Raw genomic sequence first — 20,493 nt, 5'->3', positions numbered from 1 at the left:
AATGACTTCTGTTCAGTCCTCGACCCGGTTGCCTTGCGGCAACCGGGTTCTTGATTTGGCCCAGACGCATGTCATGGGCATTCTCAATGTCACTCCCGACTCCTTTTCCGACGGCGGCCGATACAGTCAGCTGGATGCGGCCCTGCGCCATGCTGAGGCGATGGTGGCGGCTGGCGCGACGCTGATCGACGTTGGTGGTGAATCGACTCGCCCGGGTGCCAGGGCGGTTTCACCGCTTGAAGAGCTCGAGCGGGTAGCGCCTATCGTTGAGCGCATCAGTCGTGAACTCGATGTGATCATCTCGGTCGATACCTCCACGCCGGCAGTTATGCGTGAAACCGCAAGGCTGGGGGCGGGTTTGATCAATGATGTGCGTTCGTTGCGTCGAGATGGCGCTCTGGATGCGGCAGCGGCCACCGGCTTGCCGGTATGTCTGATGCATATGCTCGGTGAGCCGGGCGACATGCAGGACAATCCGCAGTACCAGGATGTGACGAAAGAGGTCGGCGAGTTTCTCGCTGAGCGCATGGTTCAGTGCGCGTCGGTGGGCATTCCCGCTGAGCGGATCATTCTCGATCCGGGCTTCGGCTTCGCGAAAACCTTGCAGCACAACCTGAGCTTGTTTAAGCATATGGAGGCCTTGCATGCCTTGGGGCGGCCCCTGTTGGTGGGGGTTTCGCGAAAGAGCATGATCGGGCACGCCTTGAATCGGCCGGTGGGAGAGCGCCTGCATGGCGGTTTGGCGCTCGCGGCGCTGGCTTCAATCAAGGGTGCGCGTATATTGCGCGTCCATGATGTGGCCGAAACCGTTGATGTGGTGCGGATGATCGCCGCCGTAGAATCAGCCGAATAAGAATGATGGAGTACTTATGAGCAAGAAATACTTTGGCACCGACGGCATTCGTGGTCGCGTCGGTGAATACCCGATTACTCCTGATTTCATGCTCAAGCTTGGCTGGGCGGCAGGCATGGCATTTCGCAGCATGGGTGCCTGCAAGGTGCTCGTGGGCAAGGACACCCGGATCTCCGGTTACATGTTCGAGTCGGCGCTTGAGGCCGGGCTGACCTCGGCAGGTGCTGATGTGATGCTCCTGGGGCCGATGCCTACGCCGGCCATCGCCTATCTGACACGTACCTTTCATGCTGAAGCCGGCATCGTGATCAGCGCTTCGCACAACCCTCATGACGACAACGGCATCAAATTTTTCTCCGGGAAGGGCACCAAGCTTCCGGATGAAGTCGAGTTGATGATTGAAGAGTTGCTCGACACCCCTATGACCGTGGTTGAGTCGAGCAAGATCGGCAAGGTATCGCGAATCAACGATGCCTCGGGCCGTTATATCGAATTCTGCAAGAGCAGCGTCCCGGCCGGTACCAGTTTTGCCGGGCTGAAAATCGTGATCGATTGTGCCCATGGTGCGACCTATAAAGTGGCGCCTAGTGTGTTCCGTGAGCTGGGGGCCGATGTCGTTGTGCTTTCTGCTCATCCTAATGGCCTGAACATCAATGAAAATTGCGGTTCGACCCATATGGAACCGCTGCAAGCTGCCGTATTGGCCGAGCACGCCGATTTGGGTATTGCCTTTGACGGTGATGGTGACCGGGTCCAGATGGTTGATCACACCGGCACTGTCGTCGACGGCGACGAGCTGTTGTTCATCATTGCTCGCGATCTGCAAGAGCGCGGCAAGTTGCAGGGCGGTGTGGTCGGTACGCTGATGAGTAACCTGGGGCTGGAATTGGCCCTGGCTGATCTGGCGATTCCTTTTGTGCGCGCCAACGTTGGCGACCGTTACGTGATCTCCGAGTTGCTGGAGCGTGATTGGCAGGTGGGTGGGGAAAATTCGGGGCACATTGTGTGCTTCAGTCACACCACTACTGGTGATGCGATCATTGCTGCGTTGCAGGTGTTGATGGCGCTGAAGAGACGCACAGAAGGCCTGGCTCAGTCCCGTCAGGCGCTGCGCAAGTGTCCTCAAGTGCTGATCAATGTCCGGTTTGGTGGTGGTGCGAGTCCGCTCGAGCATCCGAAAGTCAAGGAGGCCAGTGACCGTGTCACCCAGGCGATGGCCGGTCGTGGGCGCGTGCTGTTGCGCAAGTCCGGGACAGAGCCGCTGGTGCGGGTCATGGTCGAGGGCGAGGACGAAACGCAGGTTCGCGGTTACGCCGAAGAGCTGGCAAAACTGGTAACTGAAGTTTCTGTCTGATTTCGGCTTGCCAGCCATGATTGTGTTGGGTAACATCTGCGCCCACTTTGACCGACGAGGTACAGCATGCGTCGCCCTATGGTAGCTGGTAACTGGAAGATGCACGGTACCCGCGCCAGCGTCGCTGAGCTGATCAATGGCCTTAGTCATCTGGCCTTGCCAAGCGGTGTTGATGTCGCGGTATTCCCGCCTTGCTTGCATATCAATCAAGTGATTGATGGCTTGAAAGGTAAGTCGATTTCAGTCGGCGCGCAGAATTCTGCAGTGGAATCCATGCAAGGTGCATTGACCGGTGAAGTTGCGCCGAGTCAATTGGTGGATGCAGGTTGTTCCCTGGTGCTTGTCGGGCACTCTGAGCGCCGCCAGATAATGGGCGAGCAGGATGGAATGCTGATTCGCAAGTTCGCAGCGGCGCAGGCATGTGGCTTGATTCCGGTGTTGTGCGTAGGGGAGACCCTTGAAGAGCGCGAAGCTGGAAAAACTCTTGAGGTTGTCGGGCGTCAGCTTGGCAGTATCATTGAGGAGCTGGGTGTAGGCGTCTTTGCAAAGGCAGTAATCGCTTACGAGCCGGTCTGGGCCATTGGCACCGGGCTGACTGCTTCGCCGCAACAGGCGCAGGATGTGCATGCAGCCATTCGCGCTCAGTTGGCGGCAGAGAATTCTGAGGTCGCGCAAGGTGTGCGGCTTCTATACGGCGGCAGCGTGAAGGCGGCCAATGCGGTCGAACTGTTCGGCATGCCGGATATCGATGGGGGGCTCATTGGTGGAGCTTCCCTGAATGCAGATGAGTTCGGTGCGATTTGTCGCGCCGCGGGAAACTGAAAAAATGCTGGAAACAGTCGTAGTCGTTTTTCATCTGCTGGGTGCATTGGGCGTAGTTGCTCTGGTTTTGCTGCAGCAGGGTAAAGGTGCGGATGCTGGCGCGTCTTTCGGAGCAGGTGCTTCAAATACTGTGTTCGGAAGCCAAGGTTCCTCTACCTTTCTTAGTAAGTTTACTGCTATACTTGCCGCCGGTTTCTTCATAACCAGCTTGGGGTTAGGTTACTTTGCTAAAGAGAAGGCTCATGAGCTGACTCAAGTAGGTTTGCCAAATCCAGCAGTGTTGGAAGTTCCAAAGCAACAACCGGCTTCTGATGATGTCCCGGTGCTTCAAGAGCAAAAGTCGGCTACTCCAGCGACTGACGTGCCTCCAGCTCAAGAGCAGAAGTAAGAAGGGTTTCAAACGTAGTATTGCCGAGGTGGTGGAATTGGTAGACACGCAACCTTGAGGTGGTTGTGCCCATAGGGTGTAGGGGTTCGAGTCCCCTTCTCGGTACCAATTATCAGGAGAGCCCGCTGTTGCGGGCTTTCTTGTAGGTGGAAGGTTACATTGACCCTGTCAGGGATCGGTCGTATACTTCCGCCCCAGCTTTGTCGCGGGGTGGAGCAGTCTGGTAGCTCGTCGGGCTCATAACCCGAAGGTCGTCGGTTCAAATCCGGCCCCCGCAACCAGTTTAAGGAGCCCCTTTTCAGGGGCTTTTTGTTAGCTGGACACTTTCAACGCCGCTGTTCAACGGCGTTTCAAGGATGGGCGTTTCGCCCATTTTTTTATTTTGCACAGCATGCACATACATGCACGAGGGGGTTCAGGTGTCGAGCAAGCTAGAAGAGTTGCAGGCCTTGCTGGCCCCGGTGGTCGTGGCCCTAGGCTATGAATGCTGGGGTATTGAGTTTTCGGCTCAAGGTCGCCACTCAATGTTGCGCGTTTATATTGATAAAGAGGGCGGCGTGCTGGTGGACGATTGTGCCATCGTCAGCCGTCAGATCAGCGGTGTACTGGATGTTGAAGATCCGATCGCCGTTGAATACACCCTTGAAGTTTCCTCGCCTGGCATGGAACGCCCACTGTTCACTATTGAGCAGTTTGCAAAATTTGCCGGTGAACAAGTGAAGATCAAGCTGCGCTCGCCTTTTGAAGGTCGGCGCAACTTTCAGGGCCTTCTGCGCGGTGTAGAAGAGCAGGATGTCGTGGTGCAGGTTGAAGACCATGAGTTCCTGTTGCCGATCGATATGATCGACAAGGCCAACATTATTCCCAGTTTTGACTGAGACGCGGATCCCGCGGATCCAATGGCTTGCGAAAGGCGAGGCGTACGATGAGCAAAGAAGTACTGCTGGTTGTTGAGTCGGTATCCAATGAAAAAGGCGTACCGGCAAACGTAATTTTTGAAGCGCTGGAGCTGGCTCTGGCCACTGCTACCAAAAAGCGTTTTGAGGACGAAGTCGATCTGCGTGTGGAAATCAATCGCCACACCGGTGCTTACGAGACATTCCGTCGCTGGACGGTCGTCGAAGAAGCAGACCTGGACGATCCGGCCATCGAAACCTGGCCAAGCAAGGTTGCCGAAACGCATCCTGGCGCCAAGGTCGGCGATGTTGTCGAAGAAAAGATCGAATCCATCGAGTTCGGCCGCATTGCTGCACAGACTGCCAAGCAAGTCATCGTGCAGAAAGTTCGCGAAGCCGAGCGTGCTCAAGTCGTCGACGCCTACCGCGAGCGCCTGGGGGAAATCATCTCCGGCACCGTGAAGAAAGTCACCCGCGACAACGTGATCGTCGACCTGGGCAATAACGCTGAAGCGTTGCTGGCCCGTGAAGACATCATTTCTCGCGAAACCTTCCGGGTTGGCGTGCGTCTGCGTGCGCTGCTCAAGGAAATCCGCACCGAGAACCGCGGCCCTCAGTTGATCCTGTCGCGTACCGCGCCGGAAATGCTGATCGAGTTGTTCCGCATCGAAGTGCCGGAAATCGCTGAAGGCCTGATCGAAGTAATGGCTGCGTCCCGCGACCCGGGTTCGCGCGCCAAGATCGCGGTCCGCTCCAAGGACAAACGCATTGACCCGCAAGGCGCTTGCATCGGTATGCGCGGTTCGCGCGTCCAGGCAGTGTCCGGCGAGTTGGGCGGTGAGCGTGTGGATATCGTTCTGTGGGACGATAACCCGGCGCAGTTCGTGATCAATGCAATGTCGCCAGCTGAAGTGGCGGCAATTATCGTTGACGAAGATGCCCATGCAATGGATATCGCCGTTGGCGCAGACAATCTGGCTCAGGCCATCGGTCGCGGTGGTCAGAACGTGCGTCTGGCTAGCCAGTTGACTGGCTGGACCCTGAACGTGATGACCGAATCGGACATCCAGGCTAAGCAGCAAGCAGAAACCGGCGACATCCTGCGCAACTTCATCGACGAGCTGGAAGTCGACGAAGACCTGGCACAGGTGCTGGTAGATGAAGGCTTCACCAGCCTGGAAGAGATTGCCTACGTACCGTTGGAAGAAATGCTCAACATCGACGGCTTTGACGAAGAAACCGTCAACGAGCTTCGCGCTCGCGCCAAGGATCGTTTGTTGACTAAAGCCATCGCTACTGAGGAAAAGCTGGCAGACGCCCATCCGGCCGAAGACCTGCTCTCGCTTGAGGGTATGGACAAGGATTTGGCGATGGAACTGGCGGTGCGCGGCGTAATTACCCGCGAAGACCTGGCCGAGCAGTCTATTGACGACCTGCTCGACATCGACGGCATTGACGATGATCGTGCCGGCAAGTTGATCATGGCCGCCCGAGCCCATTGGTTCGAGTAATTAGGCGCGGCCTGAGGAGAGAAGTGCATGACGCAAGTCACGGTGAAACAACTGGCCGATGAGGTCAAAACACCGGTAGAGCGCCTGTTGCAGCAGATGCGTGAGGCAGGTCTGCCGCACACCGCCGCCGATGAAGGTGTGAGCGATAGTGAGAAGCAGTCTTTGCTGACTCACTTGAAGAGCAGCCACAAGGCGAAAGTGGAAGAACCGCGCAAGATTACATTGCAGCGCAAAACCACCAGCACCCTGCGTGTTGCTGGTAGCAAGAGCATCAGCGTTGAAGTACGCAAGAAGAAAGTCTTCGTACAACGCAGCCCGGAAGAAATCGAAGCCGAGCGTAAACGCGAACTGGAAGAACGCCGCGCAGTAGAAAATGCTGCTCGTCAGAAGGCTGAAGAAGAAGCCAAGCGTCGCGCCGAAGAAGAAGCGCGTCGCCAGCCTGCTGCTGCGCAAACCGCTACTAACGACGCCGTTGCAGCGCCTGCTGCAGTTGCCGAACCAGTGCGTGAAAGCGCGCCGGTTGTTGCAGCTGCACCAGCACCAGCGGCCGACACTCGTAAACGCGACGAACAGCGTCGTCCGGACAAACCACGTGCCGACGATGCCAATCGTCGTGGCAGTGGCGATGGCGAGCGCAAAAACGCTCCGCATCGTGCTTCGGTCAAGGAAAAAGCGCCTGCTCCACGTGTTGCGCCACGTACTACCGACGAAGAAAGCGATGGCTTCCGTCGTGGTGGTCGCGGCAAGGCCAAGCTGAAGAAACGCAACGCCCACGGTTTCCAGAGCCCAACCGGCCCTGTTGTGCGCGAAGTGAAGATCGGCGAGACCATCACTGTTGGCGATCTCGCCCAGCAGATGTCGGTCAAGGCTGCTGAAATCATCAAGTTCATGTTCAAACTGGGAACTCCAGCGACCATCAACCAGGTACTGGATCAGGAAACTGCCCAACTGGTTGCCGAAGAGCTGGGCCACAAAGTGACCCTGGTCAGCGACACCGCCCTGGAAGATTCCCTGGCCGAGTCCCTGAAGTTTGAAGGTGAAGCGTTCTCCCGTGCACCGGTTGTGACCGTAATGGGCCACGTTGACCACGGTAAGACCTCGCTGCTCGACTACATCCGTCGTGCCAAGGTAGCTGCTGGCGAAGCCGGTGGTATCACCCAGCACATCGGTGCGTACCACGTTGAAACCGAACGCGGCATGGTCACCTTCCTCGACACCCCTGGTCACGCCGCGTTTACCGCCATGCGTGCCCGTGGTGCCAAGGCGACCGACATCGTGATCCTGGTGGTTGCAGCGGACGACGGCGTAATGCCGCAGACCGTTGAAGCCGTTCAGCACGCCAAGGCTGCTGGTGTTCCGCTGGTTGTTGCAGTGAACAAAATCGACAAGCCGGGCGCCGATCTCGATCGCATCCGTAGCGAATTGTCGGTTCACGGCGTGACCTCGGAAGAGTGGGGCGGCGACACCCCGTTCGTATCGGTTTCGGCGAAAGTCGGTACTGGCGTGGACGAGTTGCTCGAAGCTGTTCTGCTGCAAGCTGAAGTTCTCGAACTGAAAGCGACCCCTTCGGCTCCTGGCCGTGGCGTTGTGGTTGAATCGCGTCTCGACAAAGGTCGTGGCCCGGTTGCAACCGTTCTGGTTCAAGACGGTACCCTGCGCCAAGGCGACATGGTGCTGGTCGGTTCGAACTATGGCCGCGTTCGCGCCATGCTCGACGAGAACGGCAAGCCAATCAAGGACGCCGGTCCTTCCATCCCTGTCGAGATTCTCGGCCTGGACGGTACCCCGGACGCTGGCGACGAGATGAGCGTTGTTGCCGACGAGAAGAAAGCCCGTGAAGTGGCTCTGTTCCGTCAAGGCAAGTTCCGCGAAGTCAAACTGGCCCGTGCTCACGCTGGCAAGCTTGAAAACATCTTCGAGAACATGGGTCAGGAAGAGAAGAAGACGCTCAACATCGTCCTCAAATCCGACGTCCGTGGTTCGCTGGAAGCGTTGAACGGTGCCTTGAATGGCCTGGGTAACGACGAAGTGCAAGTGCGTGTGGTCGGTGGCGGTGTCGGTGGTATCACCGAATCCGACGCCAACCTGGCACTGGCCTCCAACGCTGTACTGTTCGGCTTCAACGTGCGTGCCGATGCTGGCGCTCGCAAGATCGTCGAGCAGGAAGGTCTGGATATGCGTTACTACAACGTGATCTACGACATCATCGAAGACGTCAAGAAAGCCCTCACCGGTATGCTGGGCAGCGATGTTCGCGAGAACATCCTGGGTACCGCTGAAGTGCGTGACGTGTTCCGTTCGCCGAAGTTTGGTGCGATCGCCGGTTGCATGGTTATCGAAGGTGTTGTTCACCGTAACCGTCCAATCCGTGTACTGCGTGAAGACATCGTTATCTTCGAAGGCGAGCTGGAATCCCTGCGCCGCTTCAAGGATGACGCTTCCGAAGTACGTGCCGGCATGGAATGCGGTATCGGCGTGAAGAGCTACAACGACGTCAAGGTCGGCGACAAGATCGAAGTCTTCGAGAAGGTTCAGGTTGCTCGCAGCCTCTAACTCGCGCACTTCAAGGGCCACGATGAGCCGCTGCATGCAGATGCGCGGCGCAACGTCCGGACTCTAAACGCAACGCCCGGTCTGGCTTTTGTCAGGCCGGGCGTTTGCCGCTTTCAGACCCCTCGGGTTTCACCGTGGGGCAGTAACAGGTAACAAGACATGGCAAAAGAATACAGCCGTACCCAACGTATCGGCGATCAGATGCAGCGTGAGCTGGCACAGCTGATCCGTCGTGAAGTCAAAGACCCGCGTGTCGGCCTGGTCACCATTACCGCTGTTGAAGTCAGCCGTGACGTCGGTCACGCCAAGATCTTCATCACCGTGATGGGCCAGGACAGCCGCGACGACATCGCGCAAAGCATCAAGGTGCTCAACTCAGCCGCCGGTTTCCTGCGTATGCAGTTGGCTCGCGAAATGAAGTTGCGCAGCGTTCCGCAGTTGCACTTCCATTACGACGAAAGCGTCGTGCGTGGCGCGCACCTGTCGGCCCTGATCGAGCGTGCGGTGGCTGAAGACAATCAGCACCCGGTAGCGGCTGAACCCGAAGACGCCAAGGAGTAATCGGTGGCTCAGGTCAAACGTATCCGTCGTAACGTCAGCGGCATCATCCTGCTCGACAAGCCGCTGGGGTTCACCTCCAACGCGGCATTGCAGAAGGTTCGCTGGTTGCTCAATGCCGAGAAGGCCGGGCACACCGGCAGTCTCGATCCGCTGGCCACCGGCGTGCTGCCGTTGTGCTTTGGCGAGGCCACCAAGTTCTCGCAATACTTGCTCGATTCCGACAAGGGTTATGAAACCCTGGCGCAACTGGGCAAGACCACCACCACGGCCGATGCCGAAGGTGAAGTTTTGCTGGAACGCCCGGTGACCGTTGGTCGCGCCGATATCGAAGCTGTGCTGCCGAAATTTCGCGGGCAAATCAGTCAGATACCGCCGATGTACTCGGCGCTCAAGCGTGATGGCCAGCCGCTGTACAAGCTGGCCCGTGCAGGCGAAGTAGTGGAGCGTGAACCGCGTTCTGTTACTATTGCGCGCTTGGAATTACTGGCCTTTGAGGGTGATACTGCGCGGCTTGCGGTGGATTGCAGCAAAGGCACCTATATCCGCACCCTGGTGGAGGATATCGGTGAGCAACTCGGTTGTGGCGCTTACGTGGCTGAATTGCGACGTACCCAGGCCGGGCCTTTCACGCTTGCACAGACCGTCACTCTGGAAGAGCTTGAAGCGGTACATGCCGAAGGCGGCAACGAAGCGGTCGACCGCTTTCTGATGCCATCGGACAGCGGCCTGCTGGACTGGCCACTGTTGCATTTCTCGGAGCACAGCGCGTTCTACTGGCTTAACGGCCAACCGGTACGCGCCCCGGATGCACCGAAGTTCGGCATGGTACGGGTACAGGATCACAACGGTCGTTTCATCGGTATCGGTGAAGTGAGCGAAGACGGGCGCATCGCGCCACGTCGACTGATTCGGTCAGAATGACCGGAACCGGCCTGTGTAACAGCAGGTCGGCGAGTGTGGCTGTTAACAGGCACGGTCACTACTCATTTATAGATACAGGGATTTGTCCCTGGCCTGTTGAAGCTGTTTCTTTGAAACAGTTTCCTGATAAAAGGATTGCCTCATGGCTCTCGACGTTCAAGAAAAAGCTCAAATCGTAGCTGACTACCAGCAAGCTGTTGGTGACACTGGTTCGCCAGAAGTGCAAGTTGCACTGCTGACCCACAACATCAACAAGCTGCAAGGTCACTTCAAGGCCAACGGTAAAGATCACCACTCCCGTCGTGGTCTGATCCGCATGGTAAACCAGCGCCGTAAGCTGCTGGACTACCTGAAAGGCAAGGATCTGGGCCGTTACCAGGCTCTGATCGGTCGCCTGGGTCTGCGTCGCTAATAAGCGATTGCGCTAGAGGTTGGTTGTTTGCTGTGTGCCAGCGGGTTTCCCGCCGGTACATGGCAGGCTCCCAGCCTCAAGTTTTATCTGGATATACGTTTTACCCTGGACAGGCGTTGGGCCGATTCCCGACATTGCCCAAGAATTTCGCAAGAAGACAAGTTCCCCAAGAGCCACAAAAGAAGGTAGGACACCGTGAACCCGGTAATCAAAAAATTCCAGTTCGGTCAGTCGACCGTTACCCTCGAGACTGGCCGTATCGCCCGTCAGGCCTCCGGCGCAGTATTGGTCACCGTTGACGACGACGTCAGCGTATTGGTGACCGTAGTCGGTGCCAAACAAGCCGATCCAGGCAAGGGCTTCTTCCCTCTGTCCGTTCACTACCAGGAAAAGACTTACGCTGCCGGTAAGATCCCTGGCGGTTTCTTCAAGCGTGAAGGCCGTCCTTCCGAGAAAGAAACCCTGACTTCCCGACTGATCGACCGTCCGATCCGTCCGCTGTTCCCAGAAGGCTTCATGAACGAAGTGCAGGTTGTCTGCACCGTCGTTTCCACCAGCAAAAAGACCGATCCGGACATCGCTGCGATGATCGGTACCTCGGCTGCGCTAGCCATCTCCGGCATTCCTTTCGATGGCCCGATCGGCGCTGCCCGCGTTGCGTTCCATGAAAGCACCGGTTACCTGCTGAACCCGACTTACGAACAACTGAAAGCTTCGAGCCTGGACATGGTCGTTGCCGGTACTTCGGAAGCCGTGTTGATGGTTGAATCGGAAGCCAAAGAGCTGACCGAAGACCAGATGCTGGGCGCTGTACTGTTTGCTCATGACGAGTTCCAGGTGGTAATCAACGCCGTCAAGGAACTGGCCGCTGAAGCCGCCAAGCCAACCTGGACCTGGGCTCCTCAGCCAGAAGCCACCGCACTGCTGGGCGCTATCCGTGCCGAGTTCGGCGAGGCGATCTCCCAGGCTTACACCATTACCGTCAAAGCCGACCGTTATGCACGTCTGGGCGAGCTGAAAGACCAGGTTGTTGCCAACCTGTCCGGTGAAGAAGGTCAGCCGACTTCCGCTGAAGTCAAAGCGGCTTTCGGTGAAATCGAATACCGCACCGTTCGCGAAAACATCGTTAACGGCAAGCCACGTATCGACGGTCGCGACACCAAGACCGTACGTCCGCTGAACATCGAAGTCGGCGTTCTGCCGAAGACCCACGGTTCGGCACTGTTCACCCGTGGCGAAACCCAGGCCCTGGTAGTCGCGACGCTGGGTACTGCCCGTGACGCACAACTGCTGGACACCCTGGAAGGCGAGAAAAAAGACCCGTTCATGCTGCACTACAACTTCCCTCCGTTCTCGGTAGGTGAGTGTGGTCGCATGGGTGGCGCTGGTCGTCGCGAAATCGGTCACGGCCGTCTGGCTCGTCGTTCGGTTCAGGCCATGCTGCCTGCTGCCGACGTGTTCCCGTACACCATTCGTGTTGTGTCGGAAATCACCGAGTCCAACGGTTCGAGCTCCATGGCTTCGGTCTGCGGCGCTTCCCTGGCTCTGATGGATGCTGGCGTTCCGATGAAGGCACCGGTTGCCGGTATCGCCATGGGTCTGGTTAAAGAAGGCGAGAAATTCGCTGTCCTGACCGACATCCTGGGCGACGAAGATCACCTCGGCGACATGGACTTCAAAGTAGCGGGTACCGCCAAAGGTGTTACCGCGCTGCAGATGGACATCAAGATCAAGGGCATCACCGAAGAAATCATGGAAATCGCTCTGGGCCAAGCCCTGGAAGCGCGCCTGAATATCCTCGGTCAGATGAACCAGATCATTGGCCAGTCGCGTACCGAGCTGTCGGAAAACGCTCCGACCATGATCGCGATGAAAATCGACACCGACAAAATCCGTGATGTCATCGGTAAAGGCGGCGCGACCATTCGTGCGATCTGTGAGGAAACCAAGGCTTCGATCGATATCGAAGACGACGGTTCGATCAAGATCTTCGGCGAAACCAAGGAAGCTGCAGAAGCTGCGCGTCAGCGCGTTCTGGGCATCACCGCGGAAGCCGAGATCGGCAAGATCTATGTCGGTAAGGTTGAGCGCATCGTCGACTTCGGCGCATTCGTCAACATCCTGCCGGGCAAGGACGGTCTGGTTCACATCTCGATGCTGAGCGATGCTCGCGTTGAGAAAGTGACCGACATCCTGAAAGAAGGCCAGGAAGTGGAAGTACTGGTACTGGACGTGGACAACCGCGGCCGTATCAAGCTTTCCATCAAAGACGTAGCAGCAGCCAAGGCTTCGGGTGTTTAATCACATCCACGCTTGACCGCTTCAACGTTATAAAAAATGCCCCGCCGTGAAAACGGCGGGGCATTTTTTTTGTGTGCAGAAAGATCAAAAGATCGCAGCCTTCGGCAGCTCCTACCCGAGATTCTGTTCATCCACGATATGGCGGCGTACATCGAAGCTGTAGGAGCTGCCGCAGGCTGCGATCTTTTGATTTTGCGGTGCGCCAAGTTGCCGGACCCCGAAGCCAGTGCTAGGTTTAGCCCACAGCCCGTGTAGCTCAGCCGGTAGAGCAGCGCACTCGTAACGCGAAGGTCGCAGGTTCGATTCCTGTCTCGGGCACCACTTCTCGCTTATTTCACCTTTCTGCTCAAATCCTCAACTGTGCGCTTGAGCTGATCCATCGCGCGCTCCTGATCACTGATTTCCCGTTTGAGGCTCGAGATTTCGCTGTTGTTCGAGCTTGAGCTGGAGCCGTTGTTGCGTTTGAGTTCTTCGATTTGACGGGCCTGCTCGCTGAGGGTGCGCTTCTGGCTTTCCAGTTCGGTGGCATTGGCCTTCACGGTTTTTTGCAGGCTCTCCAGATCATCGATGCTGACGCTGGTTCTGACGAGTGTGTCCTTGCCGAACGAATTGTGGAGGGCGCAGATTTTGTCGGAGTACAACGCAGGGTCAGAGGTGACTTCGACAGCCGCTTGAGCGGCACTGGCCAATGTCAGGCTGCCAAGCAGCAGGGTAGCGGTGGCAAGCTGGGCAGACAAAAGCTTCGAAAAACTGCGCATCACTGGGGTTCCTTGTGAAGTGCCGATATGGCACATCGCTATGACTTTGGATTTCAACTTATGTTCCTAAAGCCTCCTGCTCCTTATGCACGTGGCTTTTTATGGGATAGATGTAAAGACCCGTGTAATTCATCGACAAAACGTCCTATATTCGTTGTCTGCATGAGCATCGCCCAGCAGTTTTCAGATGATCCCGAATGGTTCTGAAGGCCAGACAAACCGGGCTTCAAACGGTTTTTCTGCGTCAGAGAGATCCTTGATGATCCAGATCCATCTTCCATTCCCCAGATCAGCGAGAACGCCATGACCGTTAAAGAATTGACCCAAGAAGCCAGACACGAAGAAGCCCTCAAAAAGTACGCGCTAGACGCGCACGAATTGATGGAAGAGATCAAGGACCTGCCCGCCGACGATCAGAAAGACCAGATTCAGTGGGCGTTCGAGGATGAGGCTGAATCCCAGGGCTTGCAGCCGTGGGAGCTGACGCTCAAGTACACCTCAAGCCCGGAAGAGTACGAGGCTGCGCGCCTGGCGCTGCACAAGGAGGCGGCCGAGGTTTTGGGCGTCGAGTGGGAAGAGTACTGCGAGATGAACAATCTGGTGGTCTGACCTGTGGGAGCGGGCTTGCTCGCGAAAGCGGTGAGTCAGGCGACAATTGCGTCGACTGACACGCCCTCTTCGCGAGCAAGACCGCTCCCACATTTGAAATGTACGTTTTCTCAATCAGAGGCTTAAACGCATCGACAGGTCCACAGCCTTCACATCCTTGGTCATCGCACCAATCGAAATATAATCCACCCCGGTTTCGGCGATTGGCAGCAACGTGCTTTCGTTGATACCACCGCTGGCTTCCAGTTTTGCCTTGCCGGCGTTCAAGCGCACAGCTTCGCGCATGTCATCCAGGCTCAGCTCATCGAGCATGATGATGTCGGCACCGGCCGCCAGTGCTTCCTTCAGTTCCTCCAGGCTTTCCACTTCGATCTCCACCGGTTTGCCCGGGGCGATCTTGTGTGCGGCGTAGATAGCTTCAGGAATGCCACCGCAGGCGGCGATATGGTTTTCCTTGATCAGGAAGGCGTCATACAGGCCGATGCGATGATTGTGGCAACCGCCGCAGGTTACGGCGTATTTCTGGGCCAGGCGCAGCCCCGGCAGGGTTTTGCGGGTGTCGAGCAACTTCACCTGGGTCTCGGCGACGAAATCGGCCAGGTACTGCGCACGAGTGGCCACGCCGGAAAGCATTTGCAAAAAATTCAATGCACTGCGTTCACCCGTCAGCAGCGAGCGCGCCGGGCCTTCGAGATGGAATAGCACCTGATTGGGTTTGACCCGTTCGCCGTCGCGCACTTGCCAATGAACGGCAACCCGCGGGTCCAATTGCCGGAAAACCGCATCCACCCACGCGGTGCCAGCAATAACAGCCTCATCGCGGGTGATGATGGTGGCTTTGGCCAGGCGTTCGGCCGGGATCAGTTGCGCGGTGATGTCGCCGCTGCCGATGTCCTCGAGCAACGCACGGCGCACGTTGGCTTCGATTTCGGCGGTCAAATCGGCGAGACGTAGATTCGGCATAACGGGCTCCACAAACAAAGTGGCCCGATTATAGGGCCATGCTGCGAGGCAACCCAAGGCATCAACGACCATTCCATCGTTAGCAAACCTGCATTTGGTCGATTGGCGCGAGCGATCAGTGCTAAGCAAAGGTCTCTCTCATAACGTCTATTTCTTGGGGAAGGGCAGAGTCTGCTGGCACAAAGAAGGTCTTTTGCAGATAATCCGCCTTGCATTTGACGTCATAGCTTTGACGTAGCTTTGGATTCCTTACTATTGAATGACAACGGGTGGTGACTGTCCCCGTTGAGTGTCGGCTGTATGGCCGGCGTACTCGATCTTTCTTACGAACCGAACCGAAGAATCACCGTTTCAGGAGGCTTGGATGCACAACGACGGGAATGTAGTGCCTTTGCACAAGGCCGCTACCGACCAGGCGACTCACTCGCCGCTCGCCCGCCTGCCCGTGATTCTGCTTCAGGTTCGCGACAAGGCTGCTCAACAGCTCAAGCAAGGTTTGCAGGCGCTGTTCGATAACGCCGACGACACCCTGTTCGAAATGGCCGACCGCGCCCGCAACGACGTCGAGCAAAACATCTTCTTCGAAGCCATGCGCGACTTGCGCCTCAAGCGCAAAAGCATCGAACGCGGTTTTCTCGAGCAATTCTTCGAGGCCTTCGTTAGCCTCGCGCAGTACAACATTTCCCCGGCTGCCTTGCCCCGGGCATTGATGTTCGATGCCTCGGCAGCGATGCCCAATGATGACATGGAGCGCAATGTGGCGGTGGAGGCCATGGTCGGCAAAGTGCTGAATCGCGACGGCTTCGCCCTTGACCAGCTCACCGCCCGACTCAGTACACTGCTGGGCAAGACGCTGGTCGAACAGCACAACCCCCTGGGGCCTACGCTGCTCTGCGAGTATTTCTTGCAGGCCGGGCGCAACCTGGGGATGGAGATCAAGGTCAAGCTGATCATTCTCAAGCTGTTCGAACGCTATGTGCTCAGCAATGCTGATCAGCTCTACGCTGAAGCCAATCAACTGCTGATCGCCACCGGCGTGCTGCCGGACCTCAAGCCCGCCCCGACGCGGCGTGCCACCGATCGGGCGGCTGCGAGTGTTCGTGCTGACCCCACCGAGACAGGCGTGCGAACTGGCAATACGCAGATTGACGAAGGCGTGCAGGAAGTCTTCGCCGCCTTGCAGGAATTGCTGTTCCACGTGCGTGGCAGCGTTGCGCCGACCCTGGAGGTCAGCGCCCAGACCCAGCCCATCTCAACCCGCGACCTGCTGCGCCTGCTCTCGCATTTGCAGCAATACGTACCGGCGCTGGCGGCACCAGACGACTTCGATCTGCGTAACCAGCTCGAACAACTGCTGACCCGGGGCAGTGTCAAAAGCGGCAAGTCGCGCGTGGTGGGGGTGGCCGACGAAGACGTGATCAACCTGATCGCCATGCTCTTCGAATGCATCCTCGATGACCGTAACCTGCCGGACTCGCTCAAGGCGCTGATCGGCCGTTTGCAGATACCGATGCTGAAAGTCGCGGTGCTCGACAAGAGCTTTTTCAGCCGCAGCAGCCATCCGGCCCGGCGTTTACTCAACGAAATCGCCGCTGCAGCCATGGGCTGGGGTGAGTGTGATGACCATGAGCGCGACAGCCTGTACCTGCGCATCGAGCAAGTGGTGCAGCGCTTGTTGAACGACTTTGTCGATGACCCGGCAATCTTTTCCGAATTGCTGGCGGATTTTCTCGCCTTCACCAGTGACGAGCGCCGTCGCAGCGAATTACTCGAACAACGCACCCGTGACGCCGAAGAAGGCCGCGCCAGGACCGAACTGGCGCGTCAACGCGTGGAGCAAGCGCTGAACCAGGCGTTGGTGGGCAAGGTGCTGCCGCACAGTGTGGTGGCGTTTGTCCAGGAGGCCTGGAGCAAGGTGCTGTTGCTGACCTGCCTCAAGCACGGTGATCAGTCCGCCGAATGGCACGCCGATGTGCAGACCATGGCGCAACTGATCTGGAGCGTGCAGCGCCATGACGAGCCCGACGCGAGTCTGCGCTTGTTGTCGCTGGTACCGGGGTTGCTCAAGTCGTTGCGCGATGGTTTGAATAGCTCGGCATTCGATCCGTTCGCCACCGGCGAGTTTTTCAGCAAACTGGAAGCTTTGCATGTGCAGCTGTTCGAACGTCCGGGCCAGAAAAGCATGGCTGTTGACGCACCGATGATGGTCCAGGTGCAGCAGCAAATCGTGCTTCGCAGCGCTGACGAAGGCCCGGTCGAGACCGCATCGATGCGTTTGCCCCAGGACGATGTCGCTTTGCTTCAAGTCGATCAGTTGCGCCTGGGCTGCTGGGTCGAGTTTCAGGAAGATGAGGAAAACACCCTGCGCTGCAAGCTGGCGGCGATCATTGAAGCCACCGACAAGTACATCTTCGTCAACCGTACCGGGATGAAGGTGCTGGAGCACAGTCGCACCGGTCTGGCCCTGGAGTTCCGGCGTGGCGCGGTGCGAACGCTGGACGACACCTTGCTGTTCGACCGGGCGCTGGAATCGGTGTTGGGCAACCTGCGGCGTCTCAATCGCGGCAAGTGATCGCGCGCCGAGGGTCTATCGCGGCATACTGGGCACCAACACAGTCGTCGTTGAAGGAACCTGTATGCAGTTGGACCCCGCGAGCGGTTGGTGTCAGGGCGTGCGCATATGCCCCTCGCCCAACTTCAATGCGCGCCCCGAGGGCGAAATTTCCCTGCTGGTGATCCACAACATCAGTCTGCCGCCAGCGCAGTTTCTGACCGGCAAGGTGCAGGAATTTTTCCAGAATCGTCTGGATGTCACGGAACATCCCTACTTTGCAGGAATTGCCGACCTGCGGGTGTCTGCGCACTTTCTGATTGAACGTGACGGCACCGTCACTCAGTTTGTCTCTTGTCTTGAGCGCGCCTGGCACGCTGGCGTCTCGTGTTTCGAAGGACGGGAAACCTGTAACGATTTTTCCGTGGGCATCGAGCTCGAAGGCACGGATGATCTGCCGTTCACCGACGCCCAATATCAAGCGTTGACGGCCCTGACGCGACAGCTGCAAAGCGCCTTTACGGGTATCACCGCACAACGCATCTGCGGGCATAGCGACATCGCACCCGGGCGCAAGACTGATCCGGGGCCGGCGTTTGACTGGGCACGCTATCGCGTGTCTCTGGCAAAAGCTGCTCTGGAAAAAAAGGAGTAACAATGAGTTTTCTGGTGCTGCTATTGGCGGTGTGGATCGAGAAGTTCTCGGCCCTGCGCCATCAGGTTCAACGTGATGGCGGTTGGGTGCGCGAGCTGAACAAGCTTGAAGCCAACCCACGCATGACAAACCGTCCGTGGCTGATACTGGTGGTGCTGGTGTTGTTGCCGGTGGCGCTGCTGGGTTTGCTGTTGGTGGTGCTGGAGCCGGTAGCCTACGGTTTGCTGGCGTTACCGGTGCACCTGCTGGTGGTGATTTACAGTCTGGGCCGAGGTGATCTGCTGGCCGGCCTCGGGCCGTTTCGCGATGCCTGGCGCCGGGAAGACCTGCAAGCCGCCGCCCATGTGGCCAAACGCGACCTGAATATTTGCGCCGACAGCGGCGAGCAACTGCTGGAGCGAGTTGAAGGGCATCTGCTGTGGCAGGCCTATCAGAGCTTTTTCGCGGTGATCTTCTGGTACTTCCTGCTGGGCCCGGTTGCCGCGTTGAGCTATCGACTGCTGGCGCTGGCCGAGGAGCACGGGCAGAACCCGGCCGTGGTCGAGCGAGCGGCACAGCTGCGTCATGCATTCGATTGGGTACCGGTGCGACTGCTAGCGGCGAGTTTTGCGCTGGTCGGCAACTTTGTCGCGGTCGGCCGGGTGATGCTGCACGAGCTGCTGAACTGGAACATCAGCGCCGCCCAACTGATCGAGAAAGTCGGGTTGGTGGCCGGTGAAATTCCGGCGCCGATGGTCGGGCCGGACGGTATCAACAGCCTCGACCGGATCTGGGAACTGCTGCTGCGCGCGGCGGTGCTTTGGTATGCCGGGTTTGCGTTGTGGACTGTTTTGTCCTGATTTCTGCTTTGAATCGAAAAGATCGCAGCCCTGTAGCAGCTGGCGAAGCCTGCGTTCGGCTGCGAAGCAGTCGTCATTCCAATCACCTTGGTTTACCTGAAACACCGCATTGGATGACTTTACGACTGCTTCGCAGCCGAACGCAGCCTCGCTGGGGCTCGACAGCTGCTACAGCCGAACGCAGGCTTCGCCAGCTGCTACAAGGCTGCGTGTCTGTCGTTAACCTTAAGTTACAAAACCCTCCGCCGATTTAGGCTATACAGAGATAGCGCCAATAGTGGCTATCTGCTGTCTCTGCGCGCCTGCCATAAAAATAAGAATTCAAAGGGAGACTTCACAGTGAAGAGCTTGCTCTATCCCGCCGTCGCGCTGATGAACCGCTTGAGCTTCGGCATGAAGTTCAGCCTGATCAGCGTGCTGTTCCTCGTGCCGATGCTGGTGACCAACTTCTATCTGGTGCGCGATTCCTATCGCGAATTCCAGGGCACTCGGGTCGAGCTGCAGAGCCTCGACCTGCTGGGCAGCGGCCTGAGCCTGCGCCGGGATCTGGAAACCCTGAACAACCTGGTGCAGATCAACGTTACCCTTGGCCAGTCCGGCAAGGCCGGTCATGTCGAGTCGAATATCAGCGCTCTGGAGCAAAGCGTGCTGACCCGTTTGCAAGGGCTGGCGGCGATGACCACTGACCCGGAACAAATCACCTTTTTCGATGGCAAGCGCGATGAAATGATCGCCGCGTTCAAGGCCCAGCAAACGGAAACCTCCCTGCAAAGCAAAAGTGCGCTGATCGGCAAGTTGCTCGCAAACGCGCAGATTTTCAGCCAGATCATTGCCAGTCAGGCCGGACTGAGCCGCGACAGTCAGAGCGACATGCGTCAGCTGAGCGAGCTCATCACCAACGTCACGCCAGCCGTCACCCAGACGCTTGGCGAAGGCCGGGCGATGGGCTCTTACTCGTTGGGACAGGGCTTTCTCAATTCGGCGTCAAGCACCCGTTTCGATGAATTGCTGGCGCAGATCGAAAAGCTTCAAGCCGAATACGGTCTGAAATTGCAGGATGCTCTGGGCTCCAGTAAAGCGGCGCACGAAACCTTGGCCGCCCAGGCGGAAAGCAGCAAGGCTTCCCTGAAAAAGGCCAGTGAACTGTTCGAAGAACAGGTGGTGATGGCTGATACCCTCGATGCACCGTGGCAGGCCTTTTACGATCAGGTCACAGGCCTGATCGACCAGACCTACCAACTCAACGAAGCCACCCTGAAGTTTCTCGGTACCCAGTTGCAGCAGCGGCTGGAGCAGCACCGCACTCACATGATCCTGCAGGCAGTGGCGCTGACGGTGGTGTTTGTGTTGATTTTTTACCTCTATGGCGGTTTCTACGCCTCGACCCGCACCACCCTCAAGCGGCTTGGCGCGGTGATGGATAAGGTGGCGGCCGGCGACATGACCGTGACCTTCAGCGCCAACAGCCGCGATGAACTGGGCGAGTTGGGTGAGGTATTCACCGGCACCGTGAAGAAGATCCATGACCTGATCGAGCGCGTGGGCC

Annotated in this window: 17 protein-coding genes, 3 tRNA genes and 1 pseudogene; 19 read left to right on the top strand and 2 right to left on the bottom strand. The window is 57.7% G+C overall.

Features of this window, described 5'->3' with window-relative positions:
• The first annotated feature begins 1 nt into the window (after position 1).
• The 14 genes from folP (at position 2) to IB250_RS25920 (ending at position 12,893) form a co-directional block, all read left to right on the top strand.
• On the top strand, positions 2–853 hold the full coding sequence (gene folP, locus IB250_RS25985; protein WP_192346329.1) for a dihydropteroate synthase: 852 nt from the start codon (positions 2–4) through the stop codon (positions 851–853).
• A 16-nt stretch (positions 854–869) separates the two neighbouring features.
• A complete protein-coding gene (gene glmM / locus IB250_RS25980; protein ID WP_192346327.1) occupies positions 870–2,207 on the top strand; it encodes a phosphoglucosamine mutase in 1,338 nt (445 codons plus the stop codon).
• A 66-nt stretch (positions 2,208–2,273) separates the two neighbouring features.
• Positions 2,274–3,029: a triose-phosphate isomerase gene (gene tpiA, locus IB250_RS25975; RefSeq protein WP_192346325.1), complete on the top strand. Its 756-nt coding sequence runs from the start codon at positions 2,274–2,276 to the stop codon at positions 3,027–3,029.
• 4 nt (positions 3,030–3,033) lie between these two features.
• Positions 3,034–3,417: a preprotein translocase subunit SecG gene (gene secG, locus IB250_RS25970; protein ID WP_030128079.1), complete on the top strand. Its 384-nt coding sequence runs from the start codon at positions 3,034–3,036 to the stop codon at positions 3,415–3,417.
• Positions 3,418–3,439: 22 nt separating this feature from the next.
• Positions 3,440–3,525, top strand: a tRNA-Leu gene (locus IB250_RS25965).
• Between the two features lie 96 nt (positions 3,526–3,621).
• Positions 3,622–3,698 (top strand) — tRNA-Met (locus IB250_RS25960).
• A 138-nt stretch (positions 3,699–3,836) separates the two neighbouring features.
• The gene (gene rimP / locus IB250_RS25955; protein WP_010463487.1) at positions 3,837–4,295 is read left to right on the top strand and encodes a ribosome maturation factor RimP; all 459 of its coding nucleotides are present in this window, start codon (positions 3,837–3,839) and stop codon (positions 4,293–4,295) included.
• Between the two features lie 47 nt (positions 4,296–4,342).
• The gene (gene nusA, locus IB250_RS25950) at positions 4,343–5,824 is read left to right on the top strand and encodes a transcription termination factor NusA (RefSeq protein WP_007900474.1); all 1,482 of its coding nucleotides are present in this window, start codon (positions 4,343–4,345) and stop codon (positions 5,822–5,824) included.
• A gap of 27 nt (positions 5,825–5,851) precedes the next feature.
• Complete coding sequence (infB, locus tag IB250_RS25945) at positions 5,852–8,377, top strand: translation initiation factor IF-2 (protein ID WP_192346323.1); 2,526 nt, start codon at positions 5,852–5,854, stop codon at positions 8,375–8,377.
• Positions 8,378–8,536: 159 nt separating this feature from the next.
• Entirely contained in the window at positions 8,537–8,938 is a 402-nt protein-coding gene (rbfA, locus tag IB250_RS25940) for a 30S ribosome-binding factor RbfA (RefSeq protein WP_007900467.1), read from the top strand.
• Between the two features lie 3 nt (positions 8,939–8,941).
• Entirely contained in the window at positions 8,942–9,859 is a 918-nt protein-coding gene (gene truB, locus IB250_RS25935) for a tRNA pseudouridine(55) synthase TruB (RefSeq protein WP_007900465.1), read from the top strand.
• A 142-nt stretch (positions 9,860–10,001) separates the two neighbouring features.
• Positions 10,002–10,271 carry a 30S ribosomal protein S15 gene (rpsO, locus tag IB250_RS25930; RefSeq protein ID WP_003176135.1) on the top strand — a complete coding sequence of 90 codons (270 nt, stop codon included), beginning with the start codon at positions 10,002–10,004 and terminating at the stop codon, positions 10,269–10,271.
• A 195-nt stretch (positions 10,272–10,466) separates the two neighbouring features.
• On the top strand, positions 10,467–12,572 hold the full coding sequence (pnp, locus tag IB250_RS25925) for a polyribonucleotide nucleotidyltransferase (protein WP_052965657.1): 2,106 nt from the start codon (positions 10,467–10,469) through the stop codon (positions 12,570–12,572).
• A 245-nt stretch (positions 12,573–12,817) separates the two neighbouring features.
• Positions 12,818–12,893: transfer RNA gene (locus IB250_RS25920), tRNA-Thr, on the top strand.
• An 8-nt stretch (positions 12,894–12,901) separates the two neighbouring features.
• On the opposite strand, the gene IB250_RS25915 is transcribed toward IB250_RS25920, so the two are convergent.
• Positions 12,902–13,330 (bottom strand): hypothetical protein, encoded by a 429-nt coding sequence (locus tag IB250_RS25915; RefSeq protein ID WP_123498889.1) that lies wholly within the window; start codon positions 13,328–13,330, stop codon positions 12,902–12,904.
• Positions 13,331–13,633: 303 nt separating this feature from the next.
• Here IB250_RS25915 and IB250_RS25910 point away from each other — a divergent pair, with 303 nt between their 5' ends.
• A complete protein-coding gene (locus IB250_RS25910) occupies positions 13,634–13,939 on the top strand; it encodes a DUF6388 family protein (protein ID WP_008067218.1) in 306 nt (101 codons plus the stop codon).
• A 114-nt stretch (positions 13,940–14,053) separates the two neighbouring features.
• On the opposite strand, the gene nadC is transcribed toward IB250_RS25910, so the two are convergent.
• On the bottom strand, positions 14,054–14,902 hold the full coding sequence (nadC, locus tag IB250_RS25905; protein WP_192346321.1) for a carboxylating nicotinate-nucleotide diphosphorylase: 849 nt from the start codon (positions 14,900–14,902) through the stop codon (positions 14,054–14,056).
• A 364-nt stretch (positions 14,903–15,266) separates the two neighbouring features.
• Between nadC and IB250_RS25900 the strand changes: the two genes are divergently transcribed.
• From IB250_RS25900 to IB250_RS29120, 4 genes and pseudogenes are all read left to right on the top strand, one after another.
• Positions 15,267–17,474 carry a DUF1631 domain-containing protein gene (locus IB250_RS25900; RefSeq protein WP_192346319.1) on the top strand — a complete coding sequence of 736 codons (2,208 nt, stop codon included), beginning with the start codon at positions 15,267–15,269 and terminating at the stop codon, positions 17,472–17,474.
• A 64-nt stretch (positions 17,475–17,538) separates the two neighbouring features.
• Positions 17,539–18,108, top strand: a complete 570-nt coding sequence (gene ampD / locus IB250_RS25895) for a 1,6-anhydro-N-acetylmuramyl-L-alanine amidase AmpD (protein WP_192346317.1) — start codon at positions 17,539–17,541, stop codon at positions 18,106–18,108.
• Between the two features lie 2 nt (positions 18,109–18,110).
• Positions 18,111–18,947, top strand: a complete 837-nt coding sequence (gene ampE / locus IB250_RS25890; RefSeq protein WP_063341580.1) for a regulatory signaling modulator protein AmpE — start codon at positions 18,111–18,113, stop codon at positions 18,945–18,947.
• Between the two features lie 372 nt (positions 18,948–19,319).
• A pseudogene (locus IB250_RS29120) lies at positions 19,320–20,459 on the top strand (HAMP domain-containing protein); the annotation flags it as partial.
• Positions 20,460–20,493 lie beyond the last annotated feature (34 nt).

Source organism: Pseudomonas sp. PDM09 (assembly GCF_014852305.1).
In the GTDB taxonomy this organism is placed as follows: Bacteria; Pseudomonadota; Gammaproteobacteria; order Pseudomonadales; family Pseudomonadaceae; genus Aquipseudomonas.
This window is presented reverse-complemented; position numbering and strand designations above follow the sequence as displayed.

Bases quoted from the DNA above. Each gene is read 5' to 3' on its own strand.
- folP (WP_192346329.1), top strand. From the start codon at position 2: ATGACTTCTGTTCAGTCCTCGACCCGGTTGCCTTGCGGCAACCGGGTT.
- glmM (WP_192346327.1), top strand. From the start codon at position 870: ATGAGCAAGAAATACTTTGGCACCGACGGCATTCGTGGTCGCGTCGGT.
- tpiA (WP_192346325.1), top strand. From the start codon at position 2,274: ATGCGTCGCCCTATGGTAGCTGGTAACTGGAAGATGCACGGTACCCGC.
- secG (WP_030128079.1), top strand. From the start codon at position 3,034: ATGCTGGAAACAGTCGTAGTCGTTTTTCATCTGCTGGGTGCATTGGGC.
- nusA (WP_007900474.1), top strand. From the start codon at position 4,343: ATGAGCAAAGAAGTACTGCTGGTTGTTGAGTCGGTATCCAATGAAAAA.
- infB (WP_192346323.1), top strand. From the start codon at position 5,852: ATGACGCAAGTCACGGTGAAACAACTGGCCGATGAGGTCAAAACACCG.
- rbfA (WP_007900467.1), top strand. From the start codon at position 8,537: ATGGCAAAAGAATACAGCCGTACCCAACGTATCGGCGATCAGATGCAG.
- rpsO (WP_003176135.1), top strand. From the start codon at position 10,002: ATGGCTCTCGACGTTCAAGAAAAAGCTCAAATCGTAGCTGACTACCAG.
- IB250_RS25915 (WP_123498889.1), bottom strand. From the start codon at position 13,330: ATGCGCAGTTTTTCGAAGCTTTTGTCTGCCCAGCTTGCCACCGCTACC.
- IB250_RS25910 (WP_008067218.1), top strand. From the start codon at position 13,634: ATGACCGTTAAAGAATTGACCCAAGAAGCCAGACACGAAGAAGCCCTC.
- nadC (WP_192346321.1), bottom strand. From the start codon at position 14,902: ATGCCGAATCTACGTCTCGCCGATTTGACCGCCGAAATCGAAGCCAAC.
- IB250_RS25900 (WP_192346319.1), top strand. From the start codon at position 15,267: ATGCACAACGACGGGAATGTAGTGCCTTTGCACAAGGCCGCTACCGAC.
- ampD (WP_192346317.1), top strand. From the start codon at position 17,539: ATGCAGTTGGACCCCGCGAGCGGTTGGTGTCAGGGCGTGCGCATATGC.
- ampE (WP_063341580.1), top strand. From the start codon at position 18,111: ATGAGTTTTCTGGTGCTGCTATTGGCGGTGTGGATCGAGAAGTTCTCG.